The organism is Affinirhizobium lemnae (genome assembly GCF_022968395.1).
Taxonomy (GTDB): domain Bacteria; phylum Pseudomonadota; class Alphaproteobacteria; order Rhizobiales; family Rhizobiaceae; genus Neorhizobium; species Neorhizobium lemnae.
In genome coordinates, this window is record NZ_JALJQZ010000015.1 from 34,144 (window position 1) to 55,062 (window position 20,919).

The 20,919-nt window shown below is 59.1% G+C and carries 17 protein-coding genes and 1 other RNA gene; 1 reads left to right on the top strand and 17 read right to left on the bottom strand.

The features are described from left to right. Window positions 1–76: 76 nt before the first annotated feature. From ftsA to MUU53_RS11550, 3 genes are read right to left on the bottom strand one after another with little or no spacing between them, the layout of a single operon-like run. Window positions 77–1,408: a cell division protein FtsA gene (gene ftsA / locus MUU53_RS11540; RefSeq protein ID WP_247261041.1), complete on the bottom strand. Its 1,332-nt coding sequence runs from the start codon at window positions 1,406–1,408 to the stop codon at window positions 77–79. After that, window positions 1,405–2,334: a cell division protein FtsQ/DivIB gene (locus MUU53_RS11545; RefSeq protein WP_247261042.1), complete on the bottom strand. Its 930-nt coding sequence runs from the start codon at window positions 2,332–2,334 to the stop codon at window positions 1,405–1,407. Before MUU53_RS11545 ends, ftsA begins: the two co-directional genes overlap by 4 nt. After that, window positions 2,322–3,248, bottom strand: a complete 927-nt coding sequence (locus MUU53_RS11550; protein WP_247261043.1) for a D-alanine--D-alanine ligase — start codon at window positions 3,246–3,248, stop codon at window positions 2,322–2,324. The genes MUU53_RS11545 and MUU53_RS11550 overlap by 13 nt, the downstream gene beginning before the upstream one ends. Before the next feature lie 279 nt (window positions 3,249–3,527). Here MUU53_RS11550 and MUU53_RS11555 point away from each other — a divergent pair, with 279 nt between their 5' ends. Continuing rightward, on the top strand, window positions 3,528–4,832 hold the full coding sequence (locus MUU53_RS11555; RefSeq protein WP_247261044.1) for an MFS transporter: 1,305 nt from the start codon (window positions 3,528–3,530) through the stop codon (window positions 4,830–4,832). A 74-nt stretch (window positions 4,833–4,906) separates the two neighbouring features. Here the strand turns inward: MUU53_RS11555 and murB are convergent, their stop codons facing one another. The 14 genes from murB to MUU53_RS11625 all read right to left on the bottom strand — a co-directional run bounded on the left by murB (window position 4,907) and on the right by MUU53_RS11625 (window position 20,911). Further along, window positions 4,907–5,881 carry a UDP-N-acetylmuramate dehydrogenase gene (gene murB, locus MUU53_RS11560; RefSeq protein ID WP_247261045.1) on the bottom strand — a complete coding sequence of 325 codons (975 nt, stop codon included), beginning with the start codon at window positions 5,879–5,881 and terminating at the stop codon, window positions 4,907–4,909. After that, window positions 5,881–7,293, bottom strand: a complete 1,413-nt coding sequence (gene murC, locus MUU53_RS11565; protein ID WP_247261046.1) for a UDP-N-acetylmuramate--L-alanine ligase — start codon at window positions 7,291–7,293, stop codon at window positions 5,881–5,883. The genes murB and murC overlap by 1 nt, the downstream gene beginning before the upstream one ends. Further along, window positions 7,290–8,414 (bottom strand): undecaprenyldiphospho-muramoylpentapeptide beta-N-acetylglucosaminyltransferase, encoded by a 1,125-nt coding sequence (gene murG / locus MUU53_RS11570; protein ID WP_247261047.1) that lies wholly within the window; start codon window positions 8,412–8,414, stop codon window positions 7,290–7,292. Before murG ends, murC begins: the two co-directional genes overlap by 4 nt. Before the next feature lie 5 nt (window positions 8,415–8,419). Beyond that, window positions 8,420–9,574 (bottom strand): putative lipid II flippase FtsW, encoded by a 1,155-nt coding sequence (gene ftsW, locus MUU53_RS11575; protein ID WP_062554140.1) that lies wholly within the window; start codon window positions 9,572–9,574, stop codon window positions 8,420–8,422. 1 nt (window position 9,575) lies between these two features. Continuing rightward, on the bottom strand, window positions 9,576–10,982 hold the full coding sequence (gene murD, locus MUU53_RS11580; RefSeq protein ID WP_247261048.1) for a UDP-N-acetylmuramoyl-L-alanine--D-glutamate ligase: 1,407 nt from the start codon (window positions 10,980–10,982) through the stop codon (window positions 9,576–9,578). 5 nt (window positions 10,983–10,987) lie between these two features. Next, window positions 10,988–12,088, bottom strand: a complete 1,101-nt coding sequence (gene mraY, locus MUU53_RS11585; protein WP_247261049.1) for a phospho-N-acetylmuramoyl-pentapeptide-transferase — start codon at window positions 12,086–12,088, stop codon at window positions 10,988–10,990. A gap of 27 nt (window positions 12,089–12,115) precedes the next feature. Next, window positions 12,116–13,543, bottom strand: coding sequence for a UDP-N-acetylmuramoylalanyl-D-glutamyl-2,6-diaminopimelate--D-alanyl-D-alanine ligase (locus MUU53_RS11590; RefSeq protein ID WP_247261050.1), 1,428 nt, complete (start codon window positions 13,541–13,543; stop codon window positions 12,116–12,118). Further along, window positions 13,540–14,994: a UDP-N-acetylmuramoyl-L-alanyl-D-glutamate--2,6-diaminopimelate ligase gene (locus MUU53_RS11595; RefSeq protein WP_247261051.1), complete on the bottom strand. Its 1,455-nt coding sequence runs from the start codon at window positions 14,992–14,994 to the stop codon at window positions 13,540–13,542. The genes MUU53_RS11590 and MUU53_RS11595 overlap by 4 nt, the downstream gene beginning before the upstream one ends. 64 nt (window positions 14,995–15,058) lie before the next feature. After that, window positions 15,059–16,798: a peptidoglycan D,D-transpeptidase FtsI family protein gene (locus tag MUU53_RS11600; protein WP_062554135.1), complete on the bottom strand. Its 1,740-nt coding sequence runs from the start codon at window positions 16,796–16,798 to the stop codon at window positions 15,059–15,061. Beyond that, entirely contained in the window at window positions 16,798–17,271 is a 474-nt protein-coding gene (gene ftsL, locus MUU53_RS11605) for a cell division protein FtsL (RefSeq protein ID WP_062554134.1), read from the bottom strand. Before ftsL ends, MUU53_RS11600 begins: the two co-directional genes overlap by 1 nt. Before the next feature lie 2 nt (window positions 17,272–17,273). Next, window positions 17,274–18,299, bottom strand: coding sequence for a 16S rRNA (cytosine(1402)-N(4))-methyltransferase RsmH (rsmH, locus tag MUU53_RS11610; RefSeq protein ID WP_247261052.1), 1,026 nt, complete (start codon window positions 18,297–18,299; stop codon window positions 17,274–17,276). A 14-nt stretch (window positions 18,300–18,313) separates the two neighbouring features. After that, window positions 18,314–18,754, bottom strand: coding sequence for a division/cell wall cluster transcriptional repressor MraZ (mraZ, locus tag MUU53_RS11615; protein WP_246658444.1), 441 nt, complete (start codon window positions 18,752–18,754; stop codon window positions 18,314–18,316). A 496-nt stretch (window positions 18,755–19,250) separates the two neighbouring features. Then, window positions 19,251–19,677: RNase P RNA component class A (gene rnpB / locus MUU53_RS11620), an RNA gene on the bottom strand. A 43-nt stretch (window positions 19,678–19,720) separates the two neighbouring features. After that, entirely contained in the window at window positions 19,721–20,911 is a 1,191-nt protein-coding gene (locus MUU53_RS11625; protein WP_247261053.1) for an FAD-dependent oxidoreductase, read from the bottom strand. Window positions 20,912–20,919: the final 8 nt, after the last annotated feature.

Genomic DNA, 20,919 nt, shown 5'->3' on the forward strand with positions numbered 1-20,919 from the left:
CCTTTTTTCTCTGGCCGCCTCGCCAAGCGCGCCGATCTCTTTCATTACGCTGACACCCTTGCCTGAAACTAGAGCGTCAAAAACTCTCCTTGAGCCACTGCCCCATGCGGGCAAAACGGCCACCACCGCCGCCGAGCGTAGACAACAGTCCACCCTGCTCGGAATGCGTTTCCATGTCTGCGACCTGCGGATAGATCAAAAGACCGACCGCAGTCGAAAAGGCCGGACCCTTGGCAGCAGTCGGCAAACCGGAGACCCCCATGGGGCGACCAATGCGGACATTACGGGCAAGAATACGGCGGGCCGTATCCGGCAGGCCGGTCAGCTGGCTGGCACCGCCTGTCAGAACCACACGCTTTCCGACGATCGGGCTGAAACCCGATTTCTGAATGCGATCGCGAATCAGTTCCAGCGTCTCTTCAAGGCGAGCCCGGACGATTCGGGTCACCAGAGCGCGCGGAACCTGTGTAGGCTGATCGCGATCGTCTTCGCCAATCGGCGGAACGGAGATCAGGTCGCGCTCATCTGCTGCGGTGGCAATGGCGGAGCCATGAACCACTTTCAGGCGTTCAGCATCTTCGATTCGGGTCGAAAGCCCCCGCGCCAGATCGGTGGTCACATGATGACCGCCAATGCTGATGGCATCAGTGTGAACCAGCTTGCCCTCGGCGAAGACGGAGATGGTCGTCGCTCCACCACCCATGTCGATGGCGGCGCAACCAAGCTCGACCTCATCATCCACCAGAGCCGCAAGGCCGCTGGCATAAGGCGTCGCAACAATACCTTCCACCGACAGGTGGGCACGATTGACGCACAACTCGATGTTCTTGAGTGCGGCCCGCTCAGCTGTCACCACATGCATGTCGACGCCAAGAAGATCCCCGTACATGGAAAGCGGGTCGCGAATCCCCTGCTCTCCATCAAGGGAAAAGCCTGTCGGCAGCGAATGAAGAACGGCACGATCCTGTCGGCGAGACTGTTGGCTGGCAGCGACAAGTACCTTGCGAAGGTCGGAAGCCTCGACTTCCTGCCCGCCCAGATCGATGCTGGCCGTGTAGACATCGCTGGTCAGGCGACCGGCAGAGACGTTGACGATAAGACTATCTACCGTCAAACCGGCCATACGCTCGGCAGCATCGACAGCCAGACGCACGACGCTTTCGACGGCATCGATATCGGCAATGACGCCGGACTTCACGCCGCGCGAACGCTGGTGACCGATCCCGATGATTTCAACATTGTGCGTGCGGTTCGGCAGAATCTGGCTCTCCTTCCGGGGGGTCAGACGGCCAATCATGCATACGATCTTGCTGGAGCCGATATCTAGGATGGAAACGACATGCGACCGCTTCGAGGACAAGGGCTTCAAGCGGGGCAGACCCAAACCGGAAGAACCGAACAAGCTCACGTCTGACCTCCAGCTTTCTTCAATGCTTTCGCGCGTGCGGCCAGAGCCTGTTCACGCCGTTCCTGTGCGCCTTCGGTCAGGCGGATTGTCGTGCGATCCGACAGGCGAAGGTCGATAGCGGCGATATCCCGCTCAAGCACATCTTCAGCAGCCTCGTATGTGGCCAGGAAGGCGAGCGCTTCTTCGACGCCCTCTTCCGGCAGCTTGATAATGACGCCGTTATTGAGGTGCAGATCCCAGCGACGACCGGCAACGCGCACATATGCGCGCACACGGGAGCGCAAATCCGGCCAGCCCGCCATTTCGGCCTGGAACGAGGCTGCGGCCTTTTCAGCGCCGCGTCCGACAAATAGAGGAAGAGATGCAAATTTGCTGTCGCGCAGAGGTGCGATGACGCTGCCATTCTTCTCGATAAGCGAAAGCTCGGAACCATTCTGCCAGATGCCGAATGCCTCACGCTCCTTGAGCGTCACCTCAATGGTCTTCGGATAGACTTTGCGCACTTCGGCATATTGAACCCAGGGCAGCTTGCTCAGCTTCTGGCGCGCACCTTCCACATCCAGCGCAACGAGCGAGGTCGTCCCATCCAGCCCGAGCAGTTGCAGGATATCGATTTCCGAGGTTTCACTGTTGCCGGAGACGCGGACATTTTCGATGGCAAAGCCCACTGCGGCCGTCGTGCTTTGCGCAAAATCGTCGGTGTGACCGCCGAGCGACATACCGTAGAGACCGACCATGCCGAAGAAGGCGAAAACGGACACTGTACCGGTATGGCGAGGAATATGAACGCGGCCCGTTGCAAGGCTCACGCAGAATCGCACCACACGCCGAAGCGGACGCGGCAACACAAGACGCTCATCGCTGGGCTTGCCAGCACCGTAGCGCAGTTCTTCACCGGTATTGGATTTACCGTTTAGCGAGAACACGAAGCATCCTCCACCATCCAACGGACGAGTTCACCAAAGCTGCGACCGCCGTGAGCGGCCATTTCAGGCACCAGGGAGGTGGGCGTCATGCCAGGCTGGGTGTTGATTTCCAGCCAGATGAGCTCGCCATCTTCAGTCTTGGTATCGTCGAAACGGAAATCGGAGCGACTCACGCCGCGGCATCCCATCGCCTGATGCGCCTTGACCGCCAGTGTTTGAACCTTTTGGTAAATATTTAATGAAATTTGCGCGGGAATGACATGCTTTGATCCGCCATCCGCATACTTCGAGTCGTAATCGTAGAAAGCACCGGAGACCGGGACGATTTCCGTTACCCCCAACGCCACGCCATCCATGACGCCACAGGTCAGTTCGCGACCCGCGATGTAGCGCTCAACCATCACACGGTCGCCATAACGCCAGTCTGATGATCCGATAACCTGTGGTGGATGCGACTGACCTTCCTTGACGATCACGACGCCAAAAGACGAACCCTCGCAAACCGGCTTCACCACATAAGGTGGTTCCATTGGGTGCTTGTTACCGATGTCGAAACGGTTCAGATCAAGTCCGGCGGCAACGGGAATGCCGGCCGCAGCAGCAACGGTCTTCGCGCGCGCCTTATCCATGGCAAGCGCCGAGGCCAGTACGCCGGAATGCGTATAAGGGATCCGCAGGTATTCAAGCACACCCTGAATGGAGCCATCTTCGCCATAGGGACCGTGCAACGCGTTGAAAGCGACATCCGGGCGTAGTTCAGCCAGAACGGCGGCAACATCGCGCCCAACGTCTACGCGCGTCACACGAAAGCCCTCCCCCTCGAGAGCTGTCGCGCAGGCATTTCCCGAGGACAAGCTAACCGGGCGCTCGGCGGACAATCCACCCATAAGAACAGCCACATGCTTGCCACTCATCGAATACTCCTTGAAGACCGGGCCCATTAGACCCCATTCCTTGCGCCAAACTGACGCGAGAACCTGATTCCCGCACATCTTCATTAGTGCCGCAACATGGTTAATGAATCGTTTACTTTCGTTAACCCGCCATTGAAAAGCGTTGCGGATCAACGCCTACGCGGACATTGATAAAGAGTCAGAAAATATTGCTTCAGGCTTTTTCCTCGAAGGAAAATTACCCTAAACGAGGCCCGCGCCTTTTATTAAGGCTGCCTTATTAAGAAATCGGACAAGAAAATGACCCATGCGATGCACACTGCGTCGCCGGCCGCCGAGCCGTTGAAACCCGCTGCACTGAATTCCCCTGCACGTGTTCTGACGGCCAGTCTGGTCGGAACGACGATCGAATTCTTCGACTTCTATGTATACGCCACGGCTGCGGTCCTGGTGTTCCCAACGCTGTTCTTCCCAAACAGCGATCCCATGACAGCGCTTCTGGCGTCCTTCGCCACATTCTCGATTGCCTTCTTCGCCCGCCCGTTTGGAGCCGTCGTCTTTGGTCACTTTGGCGATCGCGTCGGTCGCAAGACGACACTGGTGGCAGCACTTCTGACGATGGGCATCTCGACGGTCATCATCGGACTGCTACCCTCCTATGAGCAGATCGGTGTCATCGCCCCTCTTCTGCTGGCTCTTTGCCGGTTCGGACAAGGCTTTGGTCTTGGCGGCGAATGGGGCGGCGCGGTCCTGCTCGCCACGGAAAATGCCCCGCCCGGCAAACGCTCATGGTATGGCATGTTCCCGCAGCTCGATGCGCCGGTCGGCCTCTTTCTGTCGTCCGGTATCTTTTGGCTTTTGCTGCATGTGATTTCGCAGGAAGCGCTGTTGAGCTGGGGCTGGCGCGTGCCGTTCCTCTCTTCGATCATTCTGATCGCGATTGGTCTCTGGGTTCGCCTGTCGATCACTGAAACGCCAGCGTTCCAGAAGGCGATCGATAGCAACGAGCGAGTGGAAATCCCGGTGGCGGAACTGTTCCGAAACCACAAGTGCAGCCTCGTGCTCAGCACCTTCGTGGCGCTGGCAACCTTCGTGCTCTTCTACATCGGGTCAGCCTACCTTCTGTCCTACAACGTCAAGGTTCTGAAGATCTCCTTCATCGATGCGCTGGAAGTGCAGCTTCTGGGATCGGTTGTCTTCGGCCTCTTCATTCCCATCGCTGGCAAGCTGGCAGATCGCGTTGGTCGCCGGGAACTGTTGATCCTGGTGACGATCCTCATCGGCCTGTTCTCGTTCCTTCTGCCGACGCTGATGACAAGCGGAGAGACAGCAATCTTCATCTTCTCTGCTTCATCCATGGCGCTGATGGGCTTGACCTACGGCCTCATCGGTACTGCCCTTGCAGCCCCGTTCCCAACGGCTGTGCGTTACACGGGCTCTTCCATCACCTTCAACTTCGCCGGCATCTTCGGCGCCTCGCTTGCACCTTACATCGCCACATGGCTGCAGACGAACTACGGCATGTTCTATGTCGGGCTGTATTTGGGTGTAGCGGCGGTCATCACGCTGATCTGCATTCTTCTCTCTGGCAAGAACGAAGTCTGATCTGAAGTAGAATCGAAAACATAAAAAAGCCCGCGAAATCGCTGATTTCGCGGGCTTTTTTTACGATATCAGGCTTATTCCGTGGTCACGCCCTGGAATGGTCGAACCTCGCGACCCGGCATGAAGATGCCAAGGCGCTTTATTTCCCATTCGAGCTTGACACCCGAGGTCTCGTAAACGCGCTGGCGTACCAGTTCGCCGAGATATTCCAGATCGTAGCCGGAAGCATGGCCGATATTGATCATGAAATTGCAGTGAAGCGATGACATCTGCGCGCCACCGTTCATCAGCCCGCGGCAACCCGCTTCATCGATCAACTCCCAGGCCGAATGTCCGGGCGGATTCTTGAACGTCGAACCGCCAGTCTTTTCCTTGACCGGCTGAACCGTCTCGCGGTGATGGCGAACGGCATCCATTTCGGAACGAATCTTGGCGCGATCGTCGGCATAGCCTTCATAAAGCGCGTGGGTGAAAACAAGGTCGGCCCCTGCGGAGGAATGACGATAGCTGTAACCCATGTCGGCATTGGTCAGGACATGCTTATTGCCTTTGCGATCAACCGCATGAACTTCAACAACACGTGCAGAGGTTTCCCCACCATTGGCACCGGCATTCATGCGCAGCGCACCACCGATGGAACCGGGAATCCCGTAGTAGAATGCAAAACCGCCGATACCATTATCCATGGCCATGGCAGCGATGTATTTGTCGGGGCAGATGGCACCAGCAAGAATACGATTCTCACCTACAAGCTCCAGCTGACCGAAACCTTTTGCGGAAAGGCGTAAGACAACACCAGGAATCCCCCCGTCGCGCACGAGAAGGTTGGAGCCTACGCCCATCACCGTCAACGGCACGTCTTCCGGCAGAAGCTTAAGGAAGGTGATGAGATCTTCCTCGTCATGCGGCTGGAACATGAGTTCGGCCAAACCACCGGCCTGAAACCAGGTAACCCTGTCCATCGGTGCATCGGGCGTGAGCCTGCCTCTCAATTCATTGACCCCGGACCCCAGCGAGGCCAGCAGCTTTTCCCCATTCACCTGCTTCATCAAGATTGTCCCGAAATGCTTTCCAGTTCTCTGGGCAGCGAGGCTGCCCATTGCGTAATGTTCCCAGCCCCCAGAAGAACCACGAAATCACCTGGTTTTGCAATGCCGGAAATGATGCCCGGCAATGCGCTGGGCGCAGAAATGTAGCGCGCATCACGGTGACCGCCCGCCTTGATACGGGAAACCAGGGCTTCCGAGTTGATGCCATCGATTTCATCTTCACCAGCCGCATAGACCGGAGCCAGGATGATGCTATCCGCATCGTTGAAGCAGGTGACGAAATCTTCGAACAGGCTGTGAAGCCTCGTGTAGCGGTGCGGCTGATGAACAGCGATGGTTCGGCCCTGGCAACTCTCGCGCGCTGCCCTTAGCACAGCCTTGATCTCCACCGGATGGTGGCCGTAGTCATCGAACACGGAAACGCCATTCCACGTGCCCGTCAGTGTGAAGCGACGCTTGACGCCCCCGAAGGAGGCGAGACCCTTGCGAATGTCTTCTTCCGAAATGCCAAGCCTGTTGGCGACAGCAATCGCCGCCGTGGCATTCGAAATATTGTGGCGTCCAGGCATAGGCAGGCTGAGATCCTTGAACTGGAACACGCGACCGGTGCGGCGGCGGCGAATCTCTACGTCGAAGATTGCCCGTGTCCCATCCATGCGAATATTGGAGAAACGAGCATCGGCCTGCGGGTTTTCACCGTAGGTCACGATTTTTCGATCTTCGATCTTGCCGACCAGCTGCTGCACTTCCGGATGGTCGATGCAGAGCACGCCAAAACCGTAGAAGGGAACATTCTCCACGAACTGACGGAATGCCGCCCGCACAGCGTCAAAATTGCCGTAATGGTCCAGATGCTCCGGGTCGATGTTCGTGACCACCGCCACATCGGCTGGTAGTTTGAGGAAGGTTCCGTCCGACTCGTCGGCCTCAACCACCATCCACTCGCCTTCGCCCATGCGGGCATTGGTGCCGTAGGCGTTGATGATGCCGCCGTTGATGACGGTCGGATCCAGCCCGCCCGCTTCCAGAAGCGTCGCAACCATAGAAGTGGTCGTCGTCTTGCCATGCGTGCCGCCGATGGCGATTGCATTGCGGAAACGCATCAACTCGGCCAGCATTTCGGCCCGGCGAACGATCGGCAGCGACTTCTCGCGCGCAGCGATCAGTTCCGGATTGTTCTTCTTGATCGCGGTTGAAACGACAACGACTTCCGCGTCGCCGAGGTTCTCCGCCTGATGGCCGACGAATACCGGAATGCCTTTTTCGCGCAGGCGTTGGACATTGGCGCTATCGGCCTGATCGGAACCCTGAACGCGATGGCCAAGGTTATGCAGCACCTCGGCAATGCCGCTCATGCCGATACCGCCAATGCCAATGAAGTGGACGAGGCCGATCGCCTTCGGCATCTTCATGCTGGGACTCCTTTGAATGAAGAAACTTGCTGTTTTGCGGCAATAGCGATCACCAGATCGGCAAGCAAGGCCGCAGCGTTCGGGTGCCCCACCTTTCTGGCCGAGGACGCCATCTGCGCCATGCGTTCCGGCTCGTTCATTGCGCCGGAAATGATCTTGGACAGTTTTTCCGGAGAAAGCTCCGCCTGTGGCACGACCTTGGCGCCGCCAACCTTCACCAGCGCGGCAGCATTGGCTGCCTGATCGTGGTCTAGCGCATAGGGATAAGGCACGAGCAGAGCGGGCCTGCCGACAACGGCAAGCTCGGACACAGTCGACGCGCCGGATCGGCTGATCACGAGATGGGCTGAGGCAATACGCTCCGCCATGTCACCAAAGAATGGTGAGACGTCGGCGTTCATCTGCAGCTTGGCGAGGCAACTATCGACCTGCGACCGATCATCAGGACGCGCCTGTTGCGTCAACCGCACTCGAGCGCGCTCACTTTCGCTGAGCAATGCCAGAGCGGTTGGAATGGCGCCGGAGAAAAATTGCGCGCCCTGGCTGCCGCCGAACACAACAAGGTTGAACGGATCATTGCCGACGGACGGTTGGTAGGGTCTGTTCGCCGCCGTAAGCACGGCGGGGCGCACAGGATTGCCGGTTATAACCGTCTTGGCGGCGTGTTTTCCTCCGTTATCAGGCAAGAAGCCACCGGCGATGGCCTGAACTCGATTGGCCAGAGCCTTGTTGGCGCGGCCCATGACAGCATTCTGCTCATGGATCAGCGAGGGAATGCCCATGCCGGTCGACGCCAGAAGCGGCGGGATCGTTGGATAGCCACCAAACCCGACCACCGCGGACGGACGGATGCGCGCCATCAGCTTGCGCGCGGCGCGCAGACCCTTCCACAAGGTCAACATGGATTTTGCGATTGAGACCGGGTTCTTCGAACCCAAGGTCGCGGATGGAACAACGTGGATCTCGTCGGCAGGAAAGGAACCTGCAAAGCGCTCGGCGCGCTTGTCCGTCACGAGATGAACAGACCACCCGCGCGACTTTAACTCGTGCCCCAGCGCCTCTGCCGGAAACAAATGGCCGCCGGTACCACCGGCGGCGAGGAGAATAACACCTTTGCTCATTCATCTCACTCCGCAGGCACGCCGTGGGAAACCCTGAAGAGGCTTCGCTCCTGCGCCCGCTTTTCAGGACGATGACGGGTTAGCGCCAAAATGAAACCAGCCGTGATGCAGATCGCGATCATGGAGGAGCCACCATAGGAAATCAGCGGCAGCGTCATGCCCTTTGCAGGCATAAGCTCCAGATTAACGCCGATGTTGATCATGGACTGGATACCGATCTGGAGAACGAGGCCCGCGACTGCAAAACGGTTGAAATCGTTCTTTTCGCGATAGGCATGGCTCAAGCCGCGAATGACGATAAAGGCAAAAATCGCCACCATGGCCATGCAGAACACGATACCGAATTCTTCCGCCGCGACGGAGAAAATGAAGTCCGTATGGCTGTCCGGCAGGATGCGCTTGACGATGCCTTCACCCGGACCCTGACCGAACCAGTCTCCGCGAATGATCGCCTCGCGCGCGGTATCAACCTGGAATGTATCACCCTCGCCCGTCATGAAGCGATCGATACGACCCGCGACGTGCGGGAAGATGTAATAGGCGCCGACGATGCCCCCGGCACCCAAGCCACCAAGGAGGATGATCCAAAGCCACGGCATGCCGGCCATGAAGAACATTCCGCCCCAGACCGCGCTGACAAGGATCGTCTGGCCAAGGTCGGGCTGCGCCACAAGCAGCGCACCGACAATGCCGAAGAGAATGATCGCGAAAAAGTTGCCGGGCACTTCCGGTTGGCGCGCGTGCTCGGCAAACAGCCAGGCACAAACCACGACAAATGCGGGCTTCAGAAATTCCGATGGCTGGATCGAAAGGCTACCGATGGCGAACCAGCGGCGCGAGCCCTTGATTTCCGTTCCGAAGAACAGCGCAAGAACCATCATCGCGATCGACATAATCAGGAGAATGATGGCGGCTCGGCGTACCTGTCTCGGCGTCAGGAAGGAAAGCCCGATCATCACCAGAATGGAAGGAGCGAGGAAGATGGCATGACGCTCCACGAAGTGGAAGCTCGGCAACCCGATACGCTCCGCCACCGGCGGTGACGCTGCAAAGGACAGCATGAAGCCGATGCCCATCAACAGAATGAAGGTCGCCAGAAAAAAGCGATCGATCGTCCAGAACCAATCTGCCAGTGCCCCTCGATCGGCGCGACTTACCATCTTACTGTCCTTTTTCCGGCACGATGAGCATTGTCACGCCATCGAGTGCTGCCACCAGAGATACGAACCGGTCGCCTCTGACTTCGAAATTCCTGAACTGGTCGAAGCTCGCGCAGGCCGGAGACAACATCACGACGCTCGTCCCGCCATCTGCCTGGGCATCCTTCGCTGCATGCTCAACCGCGCGTTCCAGCGTCCCGGAGATTTCATACGGGACTGCTTCACCCAGCGTTGACGCAAACTCCGGAGCCGCCTCTCCAATCAGATAGGCTTTCACAATACGCGGGAAGAGTGGCGCGAGGCTTGCGATGCCGCCGGATTTGGGAAGTCCACCAGAAATCCAGAAGATGCGGTCGTAGCTGGAAAGGGCTGGCGCAGCCGCATCGGCATTCGTTGCCTTCGAATCGTTGACGAAGGTCACGGAGCCCTTGCGACCAACAGGCTGCATGCGATGCTTGAGGCCGGGAAAGCTGCGAAGCCCTTTGCGGATCTCCTCGATCGACACGCCGACAGCGAGACAAGCTCCGATGGCCGCTGCCGCGTTCTGCGCATTATGCGATCCCTTGAGGGTATCGATGCCCTGAAGATCCGCAATCGACTCCGATTTGCCGGCGTGCGCCTGAATGATCCCGCCATCCGCGAAATAGAACCCGTCGGCCAGCACCGCGCGGCGAGAAATACGACTGACCCGGACACCCGCCCGCTCGATGCGATCAGCGATCAGCGTGCAGTAACTGTCATCGACACCGACGATCGCCATCTGGCTTCCGGCAACCAGTCGCTCCTTTACATCCGCGTAATGCTGCATGGTCCCGTGACGATCCAGATGATCCGGCGTCAGGTTGAGCAGGATGCCCGCACTGGGGTTGATCGTCGGAGCAAGATCGATCTGATAGGACGAGCACTCGACCACATAGAAGCGCCCAGCCTTGGGCGGATCGAGCGTCAGCACGGCTGTGCCGATATTGCCGCCAAGTTGCGTATCCCGTCCACTGGACTTCAGAATATGCGCAATCAGAGCCGTGGTCGTGGATTTGCCGTTTGTGCCTGTAATGGCAATGAACGGGCAATCGGGCGCATGAGCGCGGCGTTCCCGCACGAACAGCTCGACATCACCAATGATCTCAACACCCGCCGAGCGAGCCAGATCCACGCTCCAGTGCGGCTTGGGATGCGTCAACGGTACGCCGGGGGAGAGAACGAAAGCTGCTTGCGCTGCCCAGTCAATCTCTCGAAGATCGCCGGTTTTAACACCGGCCTGCTGCGCCTTCGCAACGCTGTCTGGATTATCATCCCATGCAATCACATCTGCGCCACCGGCAATCAAGGCCTGCGCCGTTGCGAGACCCGAACCGCCGAGGCCGAAAAGCGCGACCTTGCGCCCGGCAAATGTCGTGACAGCGATCATGGTGATTACCGCAGCTTGAGCGTGGAGAGGCCAAGCATGGCAAGACCCACGGCAATGATCCAGAAACGGATGACAACCTGGCTTTCCGTCCAGCCCAGCTTTTCGAAATGGTGATGGATTGGTGCCATGAGGAACACGCGGCGTCCCGTCAGCTTGAAGAAGCCGACCTGGATGATGACAGACAGCGTTTCCATCACGAACAGGCCACCGATGATCGCCATGACGATCTCGTGCTTTGTGGCAACCGCCACGGAACCGATGAGGCCGCCCAGCGCGAGTGAACCGGTATCGCCCATGAAGATGGCGGCGGGCGGAGCGTTGAACCAGAGGAACCCTAGTCCCGCCCCGATGACAGCGCCCAGGATCACCGCCAGTTCTCCCGTTCCGGGCACGAAGTTGATCTGCAGGTAATCCGCAAAGACGGCATTGCCGGCCAGATAGGCGATGATGCCGAAAGAGGCGGCGGCAATCATGACAGGCACGATCGCAAGACCGTCGAGACCATCCGTCAGGTTCACGGCGTTACCGGCGGCAACAATCACGAAACCGCCGAACACGACGAAGAAGACGCCGAGATTCAGGAGAACGTTCTTGAAGAACGGGAACGTAACCGAGGTGCCGAGCACGGAGCCGTTCGGCGCATTGGCGATGGAGACGCGCATCATGAAGTAGACCGCGATCCCGGCGATTAGGAATTCAATGCCCAGACGCGCCTTGCCGGAAAAGCCTTTCTCCGTCTGCTTCGTGACCTTGAGATAGTCATCGTAAAAGCCGATCGCGCCAAAGCCGAGCGTGACCAGCAGGGTGGCGACAACGTAGATGTTGGAAAGGTCTGCCCAGAGCAAAGAGCCGCCGACGATACCTGTCAGGATCATCAGGCCACCCATGGTGGGGGTCCCGGCCTTCTTGAAATGCGTTTGCGGGCCATCGGCGCGGATGGGCTGCCCCTTCCCCTGCCGGATGCGGAGCGACGCAATCATGCGCGGCCCGAACAGGAAGACGATGAGCGCTGAGGTGAAGAGCGCGGCACCTGTCCGGAACGTGATGTAGCGAAACAGGTTGAAAATCTGAAAGCTGCTCGCAAGCTCTACAAGCCAAATCAGCATGGGAAGTCTTTCTTCTGGAAGGTCAAATCAGCGCCCCGTGTCAGACAAGGGCGGATAGTTGTCAATAAGCGCCGCGACGATCTTGCCGAAGCCGATGCCGAGAGAGGATTTCACCATCAGCACGTCGCCCGGTATCACATTGCGAACGGCAAACTCCACCAGTTCTGGCGTCGTCGCGCGATATTCCACCTGAACGCTGTCCGGAAGCGTATCACGCAGCGCCGCCATTTCCGCTCCCGCCAGCCACACATGCTCTATCCCAGCGGCCAGAAGTGGCCCGGCAAGTTCCTCATGCACCTTCTGCGAAAAGGCGCCCATTTCCAGCATATCGCCCAGAACCGCAATGCGGCGCCCCGCACCCTGCGGTGGCGTTGCCGCCAGAAGCGCGATTGCTGCCCGCATGGAGGCCGGATTGGCGTTGTAGCTTTCGTCGATCAGGGTAAGATGTCCGCCGGTCATCGACAGGCGATGCCGCTCGCCCCTGCCCTTGACAGGGCGAAGATCCGCGAGCGCCGCACGTGCTGCCTCGACATCTGCCCCCAGCAACGAGACGACCGCCAGTGCCGCCAGCGCATTTTCCGCGATGTGGCGACCGGGAGCCCCGATATGCACTTCCACCGTTTCGCCATCCAGCACCGCCCAGATGGTTGACACTTCGGCGGAGCCTTCGAAATCCGCAAGACGATAATCGGCTTTGGCATGTTGTCCGAAGGTCAGAATGTTCGCAAGCGCCAGTTCCTGGGCAATCCGCTCCAGATAGGCGAACTGCTTGTTATCTCGGTTGAGGAGAACAGCGCCACCCGGCTCCACGCCTTCGAAGATCTCGGCCTTTGCGGAGGCAATCTCTTCCAGGCTGTTGAAATGCCCGAGATGGGCCGCCGCGATCGTCGTGATGATGGCCACATGCGGGCGCACCATCTTCACAAGCGGACGAATTTCGTTCGGGTGGTTCATACCGATTTCAAAGACACCATAATCGGTATCGGCAGGCATGCGCGCCAGCGTCAGCGGTACGCCCCAGTGATTATTGAAGGAGGCGACAGCCGTATGCACCTTGCCAGACGGCGCAAGCAGAGTGCGCAGCATTTCCTTGGTCGTCGTCTTGCCCACGGAGCCGGTGACACCGACGATCTTGGCGTCGGTACGGGCGCGCGCGGCAACGGCCAGACGACCAAGTGCTGCGAGCACATCATCCACAACGATCATCGGCGTGGTAATGCGGCCCATGGCCGGAAGCTTGGCTTCGGCAACGACCAGAAGCGCCGCCCCGCTTGCCATGGCTGTCGTTGCATAATCGTGTCCGTCGACGCGGTCGCCCTTGATCGCGAAAAATGCCTCACCGGGAGCAATGGTGCGGCTATCGATGGAAATGCCGGTTATCCCGGCAGGAAGCGAACCGATGGGCCGCCCCCCCATCGCAGCAATCATATCTGCCGTTGTCCATAGCCAGCTCACTGCGTCACACCCTCCAAAGCTTTTCGCACCTCGACATGGTCGGAGAACGGCAGCACCGTGGTGCCAACCGTCTGGCCCTCCTCATGGCCCTTGCCCGCCACGATCAGCGTATCACCTGCGTCCATCAGCGAAACCGCATGACGAATGGCCTGCGCCCGATCGCCGATTTCGGTGGCGGATGGCGCGGCAGCCATGATTTCGGAACGGATGGTCGCCGGATCTTCCGATCGTGGATTATCGTCGGTCACGATCACGATATCCGCCAGCCGCGCCGCGATCTCGCCCATGATCGGACGCTTGCCCTTGTCGCGATCACCGCCACATCCGAAGACGACGATCACGCGTCCGGTTGTGAACGGACGAACGGATGTCAGAACGTTTTCCAGCGCTTCCGGCTTGTGGGCATAGTCGACATAGGCCGGTGAGCCCTGCCGTGTCTGGCCCACCAGCTCCAACCGGCCAGAGGCACCAACGAGGCGCTCCAGCGCCGCCATGGCAACCTTCGGCGCAACGCCTGTGGCAATCGCCAATCCAGCCGAAACCAGAGCGTTCGCGATCTGGAAGTCTCCGGCCAGCGGAATGTGCACTTCGTGGATCTGACCATCGACATGCACTTCCGCCAACTGCTTGTGCCGGAAATGCTCGACCCGCTTGAGGCTCAGGAAATTGCCGCCACGCCCGACCGTCAGCACGTCGTGGCCTGCAGCCCTGGCAACCTCGATGGCCTTGGCCGACCATGGATCATCCGCGAAGATGATCGCGGGACTGCCCTTCGGAAGCAATGTATCAAAAAGCCGCATCTTGGCGGCCATATAGTCTTCCATCGTCGGATGGTAATCCATGTGGTCGCGGCCGAGATTGGTAAAGGCTGCGGCGGCCAACCGCACACCATCCAGGCGGCTCTGGTCGAGGCCGTGGCTGGAAGCCTCCATGGCTGCGTGCGTTACGCCCTCGCGCGCCAGTTCGGCCAGCAGCGCATGCAGAGCAACCGGGTCAGGCGTGGTGAGCGAGCCATATTCATTGCGCGCGGGAGAAATGACACCCGTCGTGCCGATCTGCGCGGCAGCAAGACCGGCGTGCGCCCAGATCTGCCGCGTGAACGACGCTACAGAGGTTTTACCGGCCGTTCCCGTTACGGCAACGATCGTGCCCGGCTGCGCGTCGTGAAAACGGGCAGCAGCCAGTGCAAGAATCCGGCGGACATTCCCGACACGAATGACCGGTATGCTGACATTGAGCTCTTCGGACGAGATGATTGCAGACGCACCCCGTGTCACGGCGTCCGCGGCGAATGCTGCACCATTTGCCTTGTTGCCGGGAATGGCAACGAACAGCATGCCCGGTTCGATCTTGCGGCTATCGGCAGAAATGCCGGTCATTGCGAGATCGCGAACGCCGTCCGGCTGTGCGGCAATCTCCGGAATGATCCCGGAGAAGTAATCAAGTTTCATCGGTACCCTCTCTGCGAAGCGGCCTGTCCCGTAGCCGCGAATCGACGGGCCCATTCATTATGGCCTAATAGGACACAAGCATGGCGGAACCGTTTTCTCCAAATCTTGGTTTTACACCGAGAACAGCGGCGGAGCGGCTGATGATCTCCTTGACCATGGGCGCGGCACTGTTACCAGCCAGAACGGCTCGGTCTGTCTCGCTGCGCGGATCGTCGATGAAGGTCAAAACCACATATTGCGGCTTGTAGATGGGGAACGCGGCTAGGAAGGCGTTGAAGTTGTGATCGTGGTTATAGCGCCCGTTGATAACCTTGTCGGCCGTCCCCGTCTTGCCACCCACATCAAAGCCTTCTACCAGGGCGTTCTTGCCAGAACCCTGCGTTCCATTCCAGCCGAACAGCCAGCGCATGTTGTCGCTTGTTGTCTTCTTGATAACTGTCGAAGCCACTTCGTTCGCCTGCTCCACAGAGCGCGGCAGGAATGTCGGCTGGATGAGGCGACCGCCGTTTACCAGCACGGCTCCAGCAACCGCGGTCTGAAGCGGCGTCGTCGACACACCGTGACCGAAGGAAATCGTGATCGAGTTGATCTTCTTCCAGGCTTTCGGCTGCGACGGCGTCGCAACTTCAGGAAGCTCCGTCTGCATCCGAGACAAGAGGCCGAGCCGTGTCAGGAATTCCTTGTGTCCCTCAATGCCGACGGCGTCCGCCATTTTCGCGGTACCGATGTTGGAGGAATACTGGAACACTTCCGGCATGGTGAGAAAACGTCCCTTGCCGTGGAAATCCTTGATAGTGAAGCCACCGATGCGAATTGGATAACGCGCATCGAAACTGTCGTTCATCGAGAACTTGCCTGAATCGAGCGCCATGGCGAGCGAGAAGGATTTGAACGTGGAGCCCATTTCGAACGTGCCGTTCGACATGCGGTTCAGCCAGCCTTCCTCACCACCTGCCGCCGGATCGTTCGGATCGAAATCCGGTGCGGACGCCATGGCCAGAATCTCACCCGTATTGGCATCCAGTACAACACCGCCCGCCCCCTTGGCGCGGAACTTCTGGATGGCCGACATCAGCACTTCGCGCAGGATTGCCTGAACGCGAACATCGATCGAAAGCTTCACGGGTTCCAGCGGCTGATCGCTCGTCATGCCCACGGCTGCGAGATCGGCAAGGCCCTGGCTGTCGATATATCGTTCCATGCCCGCAACGCCGCGGTTGTCGATGTTGACGTAACCGACGATGTGGGCAGCAGTGGCGCCTCCCGGATAGAACCGGCGCTTCTCGGGCCGGAAACCGATACCGGGAATACCCAGTGCCAGAATTTCGCTCTGCTGCTTGGGGGTAAGCTGGCGACGAAGCCACTGGAAGCGAGATTTGGAAGACAGTTTGTGGTAGATCTGCTTGGCATCGATGTCCGGCAGAACCGTGCGCAGTTTCTCGATGACTTCATCCGGATCAACAATCTTGTGCGGCTCCGCAAACAGCGAAACCGTGCGAATGTCGGTGGCCAGCACTTCGCCGTTCCGGTCCAGAATGTCCGGGCGCGATGCCATCAGCCGGTCGGCAGGCATGATGCTCGACGTCGCTTCCGGCTCCTTCATGGCATAAAAGACCAGCCGTCCGCCAATCACGCAGTAGAAGCCGAGGAAGCAGGCAATGATGATGCCGACGCGATTGCGGGCCTGCGCGGATTTTCGCTTGCGGCTGCCCTCGAAACTGGCGCCACCAAAGGCGGGTCTCTTGGCGCCCGCAGAAAAATGAGCCCGGCTCTTCAGAACCATTACGCGCGAAAGGAAAGCCATCAGTGGTTCACCGATCCGGTTGCAATAGAATCAACGCTTGGAGTCTTGCCACGCGCAAGCGGCACGGGGATCTTCGATTTCGGCGGCTTGGCCTTGGCCGCATCAACGCCCTTCAGGGCGGCAGCAACTTCAGGGTCCACCTGCGCGATCAGTTCTTCGATCGTCGTCTCAGGCTGCGGCAACTGCGATTTTGGCATCGGCAGTTCCTTAGGCATCGCAAGCTGAGTCGGCTGCGTCGGCTCCAGTTCCAATTCCGCCTGATACTGACCGATCAGGCGATGAAGCCGGTTCGGCTGCGTCAGCAAGGCCCAGTCAGCTTTCAGCAGATCAATTGTATCGTGTTCCAGCCGGATTTCCGTCTCCAGCCGACGCACTTCTTCCAGTTTGAGATCTGCCCTGTGCTTGATGCTGTAGGTCACGACGGCGGTAGCCGTCATGACGCCGATCAGCACGAGATCGAAGCTCCTCAGCATGTTCAGGCTCCCATCTTTTCCAGGCTGGTCAGTTCAGGCAGATCGAAAATCGAGAAATCCACGGCGCGAGCCGGACTTGCAGTTCTGAAGGCTGCACGTAGCTTGGCGGACCTTGCGCGAGGGTTGACGGATGCTTCCGCCTCGGTCGCAGACAACATTCCTTTGCCAACCGGCTCGAAGATGGATGGCTTGTCTTCAACCATCGGCAGATGGCGTGACCCGCTCGCCTTGCCGGAGCGATCCGTCAGAAAGCGTTTCACCAGACGGTCTTCCAGCGAATGGAAACTGACGACCACCAGTCGGCCACCGGGCTTCAAAACCTGCTCCGCCGCAAACAGGGCCTGCGCAAGCTCACCTAGCTCGTCGTTCACGAAGATACGCAGCGCCTGAAATACCCGCGTCGCTGGGTGGATCTTGTCCTTGGCCTTGCGTGGGTTGACGCTCTCGATGAGGTTGGCCAGATCGCGCGTCGTGGCAAAAGGTTCGCTTGCACGGCGCTTTTCGATGGCGCGCGCAATGCGGCCCGCCTGCTTTTCCTCACCCAGAAATCCGAAAATGCGCGCCATGTCGCCAGCCTTGGCGCGGTTTACCACATCAGCGGCTGAAACGCCGGAAGCAGACATGCGCATGTCCAGAGGGCCGTTGCGCTGAAACGAAAAGCCGCGATCCGCCTCATCGATCTGCATCGAAGACACGCCGATATCGAGAACGATACCGTCCAGACCACCATCAGGAGCGTGGGATGCGAGTTCGGAAAACCGCGAGGAAATGAGTTTCAGGCGACCGCCAAATTCGGCAACCATCGGCTGACCGCCTGCGATCGCATTGGGGTCGCGATCGAGCGCAATGACATTGGCGCCGGTGGAGAGAATGGCGCGGGTATAGCCACCCGCGCCGAACGTACCGTCAAGGATCACCTTGCCCGGAGCCGGAGCCAAAGTCTCCAGCACCTCGTTCAGCATAACCGGAATGTGACGCACCAGTCCGCCATCGGCCTCGGAGTTACCCTCGCCAAGATTCGCCGCCATTCCAATCCCCTGTTCTAGGCAGGCCGCACCGGAAGACGAGCGCGACCCTCTCTGGCCGCCACCTGCGCCTCGTGAAACGCCTGGGGCTGCCATAGCTGAAAATGATCCGAGCGACCCACGAAGGTGACTTCCGTCGTGATTCCGGTGAAGTCGCGAATGAAATCCGTGACCGCCAACCGACCCTCCGCATCGAGCCGCATGTAGACGCCGCCGCCGTGCACCAGCAGCGACATCATGTTGGCCTCCGGCGAGAATGGATCCGCCTGGGCGATCTGCCGCTCGTACCGCTCGAGCAGGTCCGGACCGCCGACGCTGATCGCCGGAAAAACCAGGTCCTGGAGACAATAGAGCTCCTGGACGTTCCGCTGCGTCAATACGGCGCGAAACATCGCAGGGACGGAAACACGCCCCTTCGAGTCGATCCGGTTCGTCGCATTGGACAAGAAGCGGTTCATAACGCCAAACATCCGCCTCCAAGAGGTGCGGGCGGCCATTGCCACCCGCGTCAAACCCACAAAGGCACACAACCCGGCCGTTCGGACGGAACGCGTTCCGCCCGTTTCTTCCCGTGGGAAGCGATCCGAGCCTGTCCGATTGAGCGGGGGTAAAGTGCCCCTTCGCAGTGTGGATTTGGGATACCATGGGACCATATGGGCGTCAATGGGAAGCGACCCCACCGAGGGATCGCGGCATTAATAATTTATAACCCGTTAAGTTTAACAAAGGGTTAGCAAAGGCACTTTCCGAGTCCGTGACAGAACACGGAAAATCACACTCCCGTGAGTTGGCAAACAACTGAAATCATTGGTTTTTGCAGGTGCTGCTCAGACTCTTGGATCTGGCTGCCAACAACCAGAAAGGGAAGTGGCGGAGAACCATCTATCGTTAACGGGGCAGCCGGGATCGGGCGAAACCGAAACCACCCAGAGGTAGCATCCCGCAAAAGAAGAAATCGCCAGTTGGCCTGTAAGCCGGGTTCTGTATGGCCCCGGTTTCCCGGAACGTGGCAGCCATTCATCTGGGACAGCGTTTGCACGCTGCCTCACGCAACCCACCCGGATGACTGGCCCGGAAACAGGCTGTAGCACCGCAAGCGGCACCCGCGTCATCCCTATTCGGTCTTGCTCCCGGTGGGGTTTACCTTGCCGGTCCTGTTGCCAGTCCCGCGGTGGGCTCTTACCCCACCCTTTCACCCTTACCCCGCCGCCTCTGATGCTCGCTTGAGCACAAGAGAAAGCGGGGCGGTTTGCTTTCTGTGGCACTATCCCTGGGGTCGCCCCCGCCGGACGTTATCCGGCACCGTATTTCCGTGGAGCCCGGACTTTCCTCACCCTACCGCCTTTCGGCATTGGTAAAGCGCGGCTGCCCGGCCAACTGGCAGCGCCTGCTTAAACGGTTTCCATTCGCAGGGCTATAGAAATTCATGCGAAATGCGCCGCAAACGAAACGGGGTAGCCCTCGCCTTCCAGCGAGCCGTTCTTGATCAATTGCGCACCCAGCCGTCCAATCTCATCGGAACTTTTGGCTGCCGAACCACAACCGCCCGTGACGACTGCGATTGCGGGATCTTCCGTAAAGTCGATGAAGGGATAGGCGGTCGCCGTCTTCGCCACCACACAGGCGCCCGTGGAGATGCGATCAACGTCGATCTGCGGCACCAGCGACCGTATGATCCGGGCATGGTGATCCCGCGCAACCTCACGCCCGCCGCTCCTGAACCACTGCTGCAACTCCTGAAGCGATCCCAGCCTCAGATCATCAGGATCGCCACCGATCTTGAGGTAGATCTTGCCGTCGGGATAGCGCACAGGCGGCAGCAGATAGATGTGATCAGCCGTGTCGCGTGGCTCGTAGATCAGGGACGGCATACCGGAAAAGGCAGGTAATTCGCTTTCGGGTATTTCAAAAAAAGTGACCGTTCGACCATAAACCGACATCTGAACCGGTTGTGGTAACAGACTCTCGACAATGGAAAATCCGCCAGCGGCAAGCAGCACCCGCTCTGCCCGGTACACCGAACCCTCACGCGTCTGCACCGAGACCAGATCGCCCTCGCGACGGATGGAACCGACCGTCTCCGCAATCAAAGTCGCTCCCTGTTTTCGGCAAATTTCGGATTGCGCCGATACCAGTGCGCGCGGATTGACGTAACCGGCATTGCGCGCTTCGAAGACACCTTCGCTACCCGACTCGAAGCCGAAATAGCCGAAGCGAGAGATAAGTCCCGGATCATCCAGAAGTTCGGGCTGCACCCCCAACTGTTCAGCGGCGTTGAGAATCCCCTTGATGTAGCTGTGACCGCTGGCCCGCTCGGGACCGACCATCAGGCAACCGGCTTCGTGGTAGAATTGGATACCGCTCTCCTGCTCAATTTGCGCGTAGCGCGCAATCGAGCGGTTCGCGAGACGAGCCCAGACCGGGTCTGGATCAATGGTTCGGGTAATGCGCGCCTCGTCATAATGGCTGCCGAAGACACCGTCATGGTTTCCAGCATCCTTCGGCTCGTCCGGACCGATCAGTGCGACGCCATCGGTTGTTTGTGAAAGATGGCGGGCCGCTGCGGAACCCATCATTCCACGACCCACAACAATGTACTTGAACAAATTCGACATGTGCCTGC

Bases quoted from the DNA above. Each gene is read 5' to 3' on its own strand.
- MUU53_RS11595 (WP_247261051.1), bottom strand. From the start codon at position 14,994: ATGAAACTTGATTACTTCTCCGGGATCATTCCGGAGATTGCCGCACAG.
- ftsW (WP_062554140.1), bottom strand. From the start codon at position 9,574: ATGGTAAGTCGCGCCGATCGAGGGGCACTGGCAGATTGGTTCTGGACG.
- mraY (WP_247261049.1), bottom strand. From the start codon at position 12,088: ATGCTGATTTGGCTTGTAGAGCTTGCGAGCAGCTTTCAGATTTTCAAC.
- ftsL (WP_062554134.1), bottom strand. From the start codon at position 17,271: ATGCTGAGGAGCTTCGATCTCGTGCTGATCGGCGTCATGACGGCTACC.
- MUU53_RS11600 (WP_062554135.1), bottom strand. From the start codon at position 16,798: ATGGCTTTCCTTTCGCGCGTAATGGTTCTGAAGAGCCGGGCTCATTTT.
- MUU53_RS11625 (WP_247261053.1), bottom strand. From the start codon at position 20,911: ATGTCGAATTTGTTCAAGTACATTGTTGTGGGTCGTGGAATGATGGGT.
- murC (WP_247261046.1), bottom strand. From the start codon at position 7,293: ATGAAGATGCCGAAGGCGATCGGCCTCGTCCACTTCATTGGCATTGGC.
- murB (WP_247261045.1), bottom strand. From the start codon at position 5,881: ATGAAGCAGGTGAATGGGGAAAAGCTGCTGGCCTCGCTGGGGTCCGGG.
- murG (WP_247261047.1), bottom strand. From the start codon at position 8,414: ATGAGCAAAGGTGTTATTCTCCTCGCCGCCGGTGGTACCGGCGGCCAT.
- MUU53_RS11550 (WP_247261043.1), bottom strand. From the start codon at position 3,248: ATGAGTGGCAAGCATGTGGCTGTTCTTATGGGTGGATTGTCCGCCGAG.
- rsmH (WP_247261052.1), bottom strand. From the start codon at position 18,299: ATGGCGGCGAATCTTGGCGAGGGTAACTCCGAGGCCGATGGCGGACTG.
- MUU53_RS11555 (WP_247261044.1), top strand. From the start codon at position 3,528: ATGACCCATGCGATGCACACTGCGTCGCCGGCCGCCGAGCCGTTGAAA.
- mraZ (WP_246658444.1), bottom strand. From the start codon at position 18,754: ATGAACCGCTTCTTGTCCAATGCGACGAACCGGATCGACTCGAAGGGG.
- murD (WP_247261048.1), bottom strand. From the start codon at position 10,982: ATGATCGCTGTCACGACATTTGCCGGGCGCAAGGTCGCGCTTTTCGGC.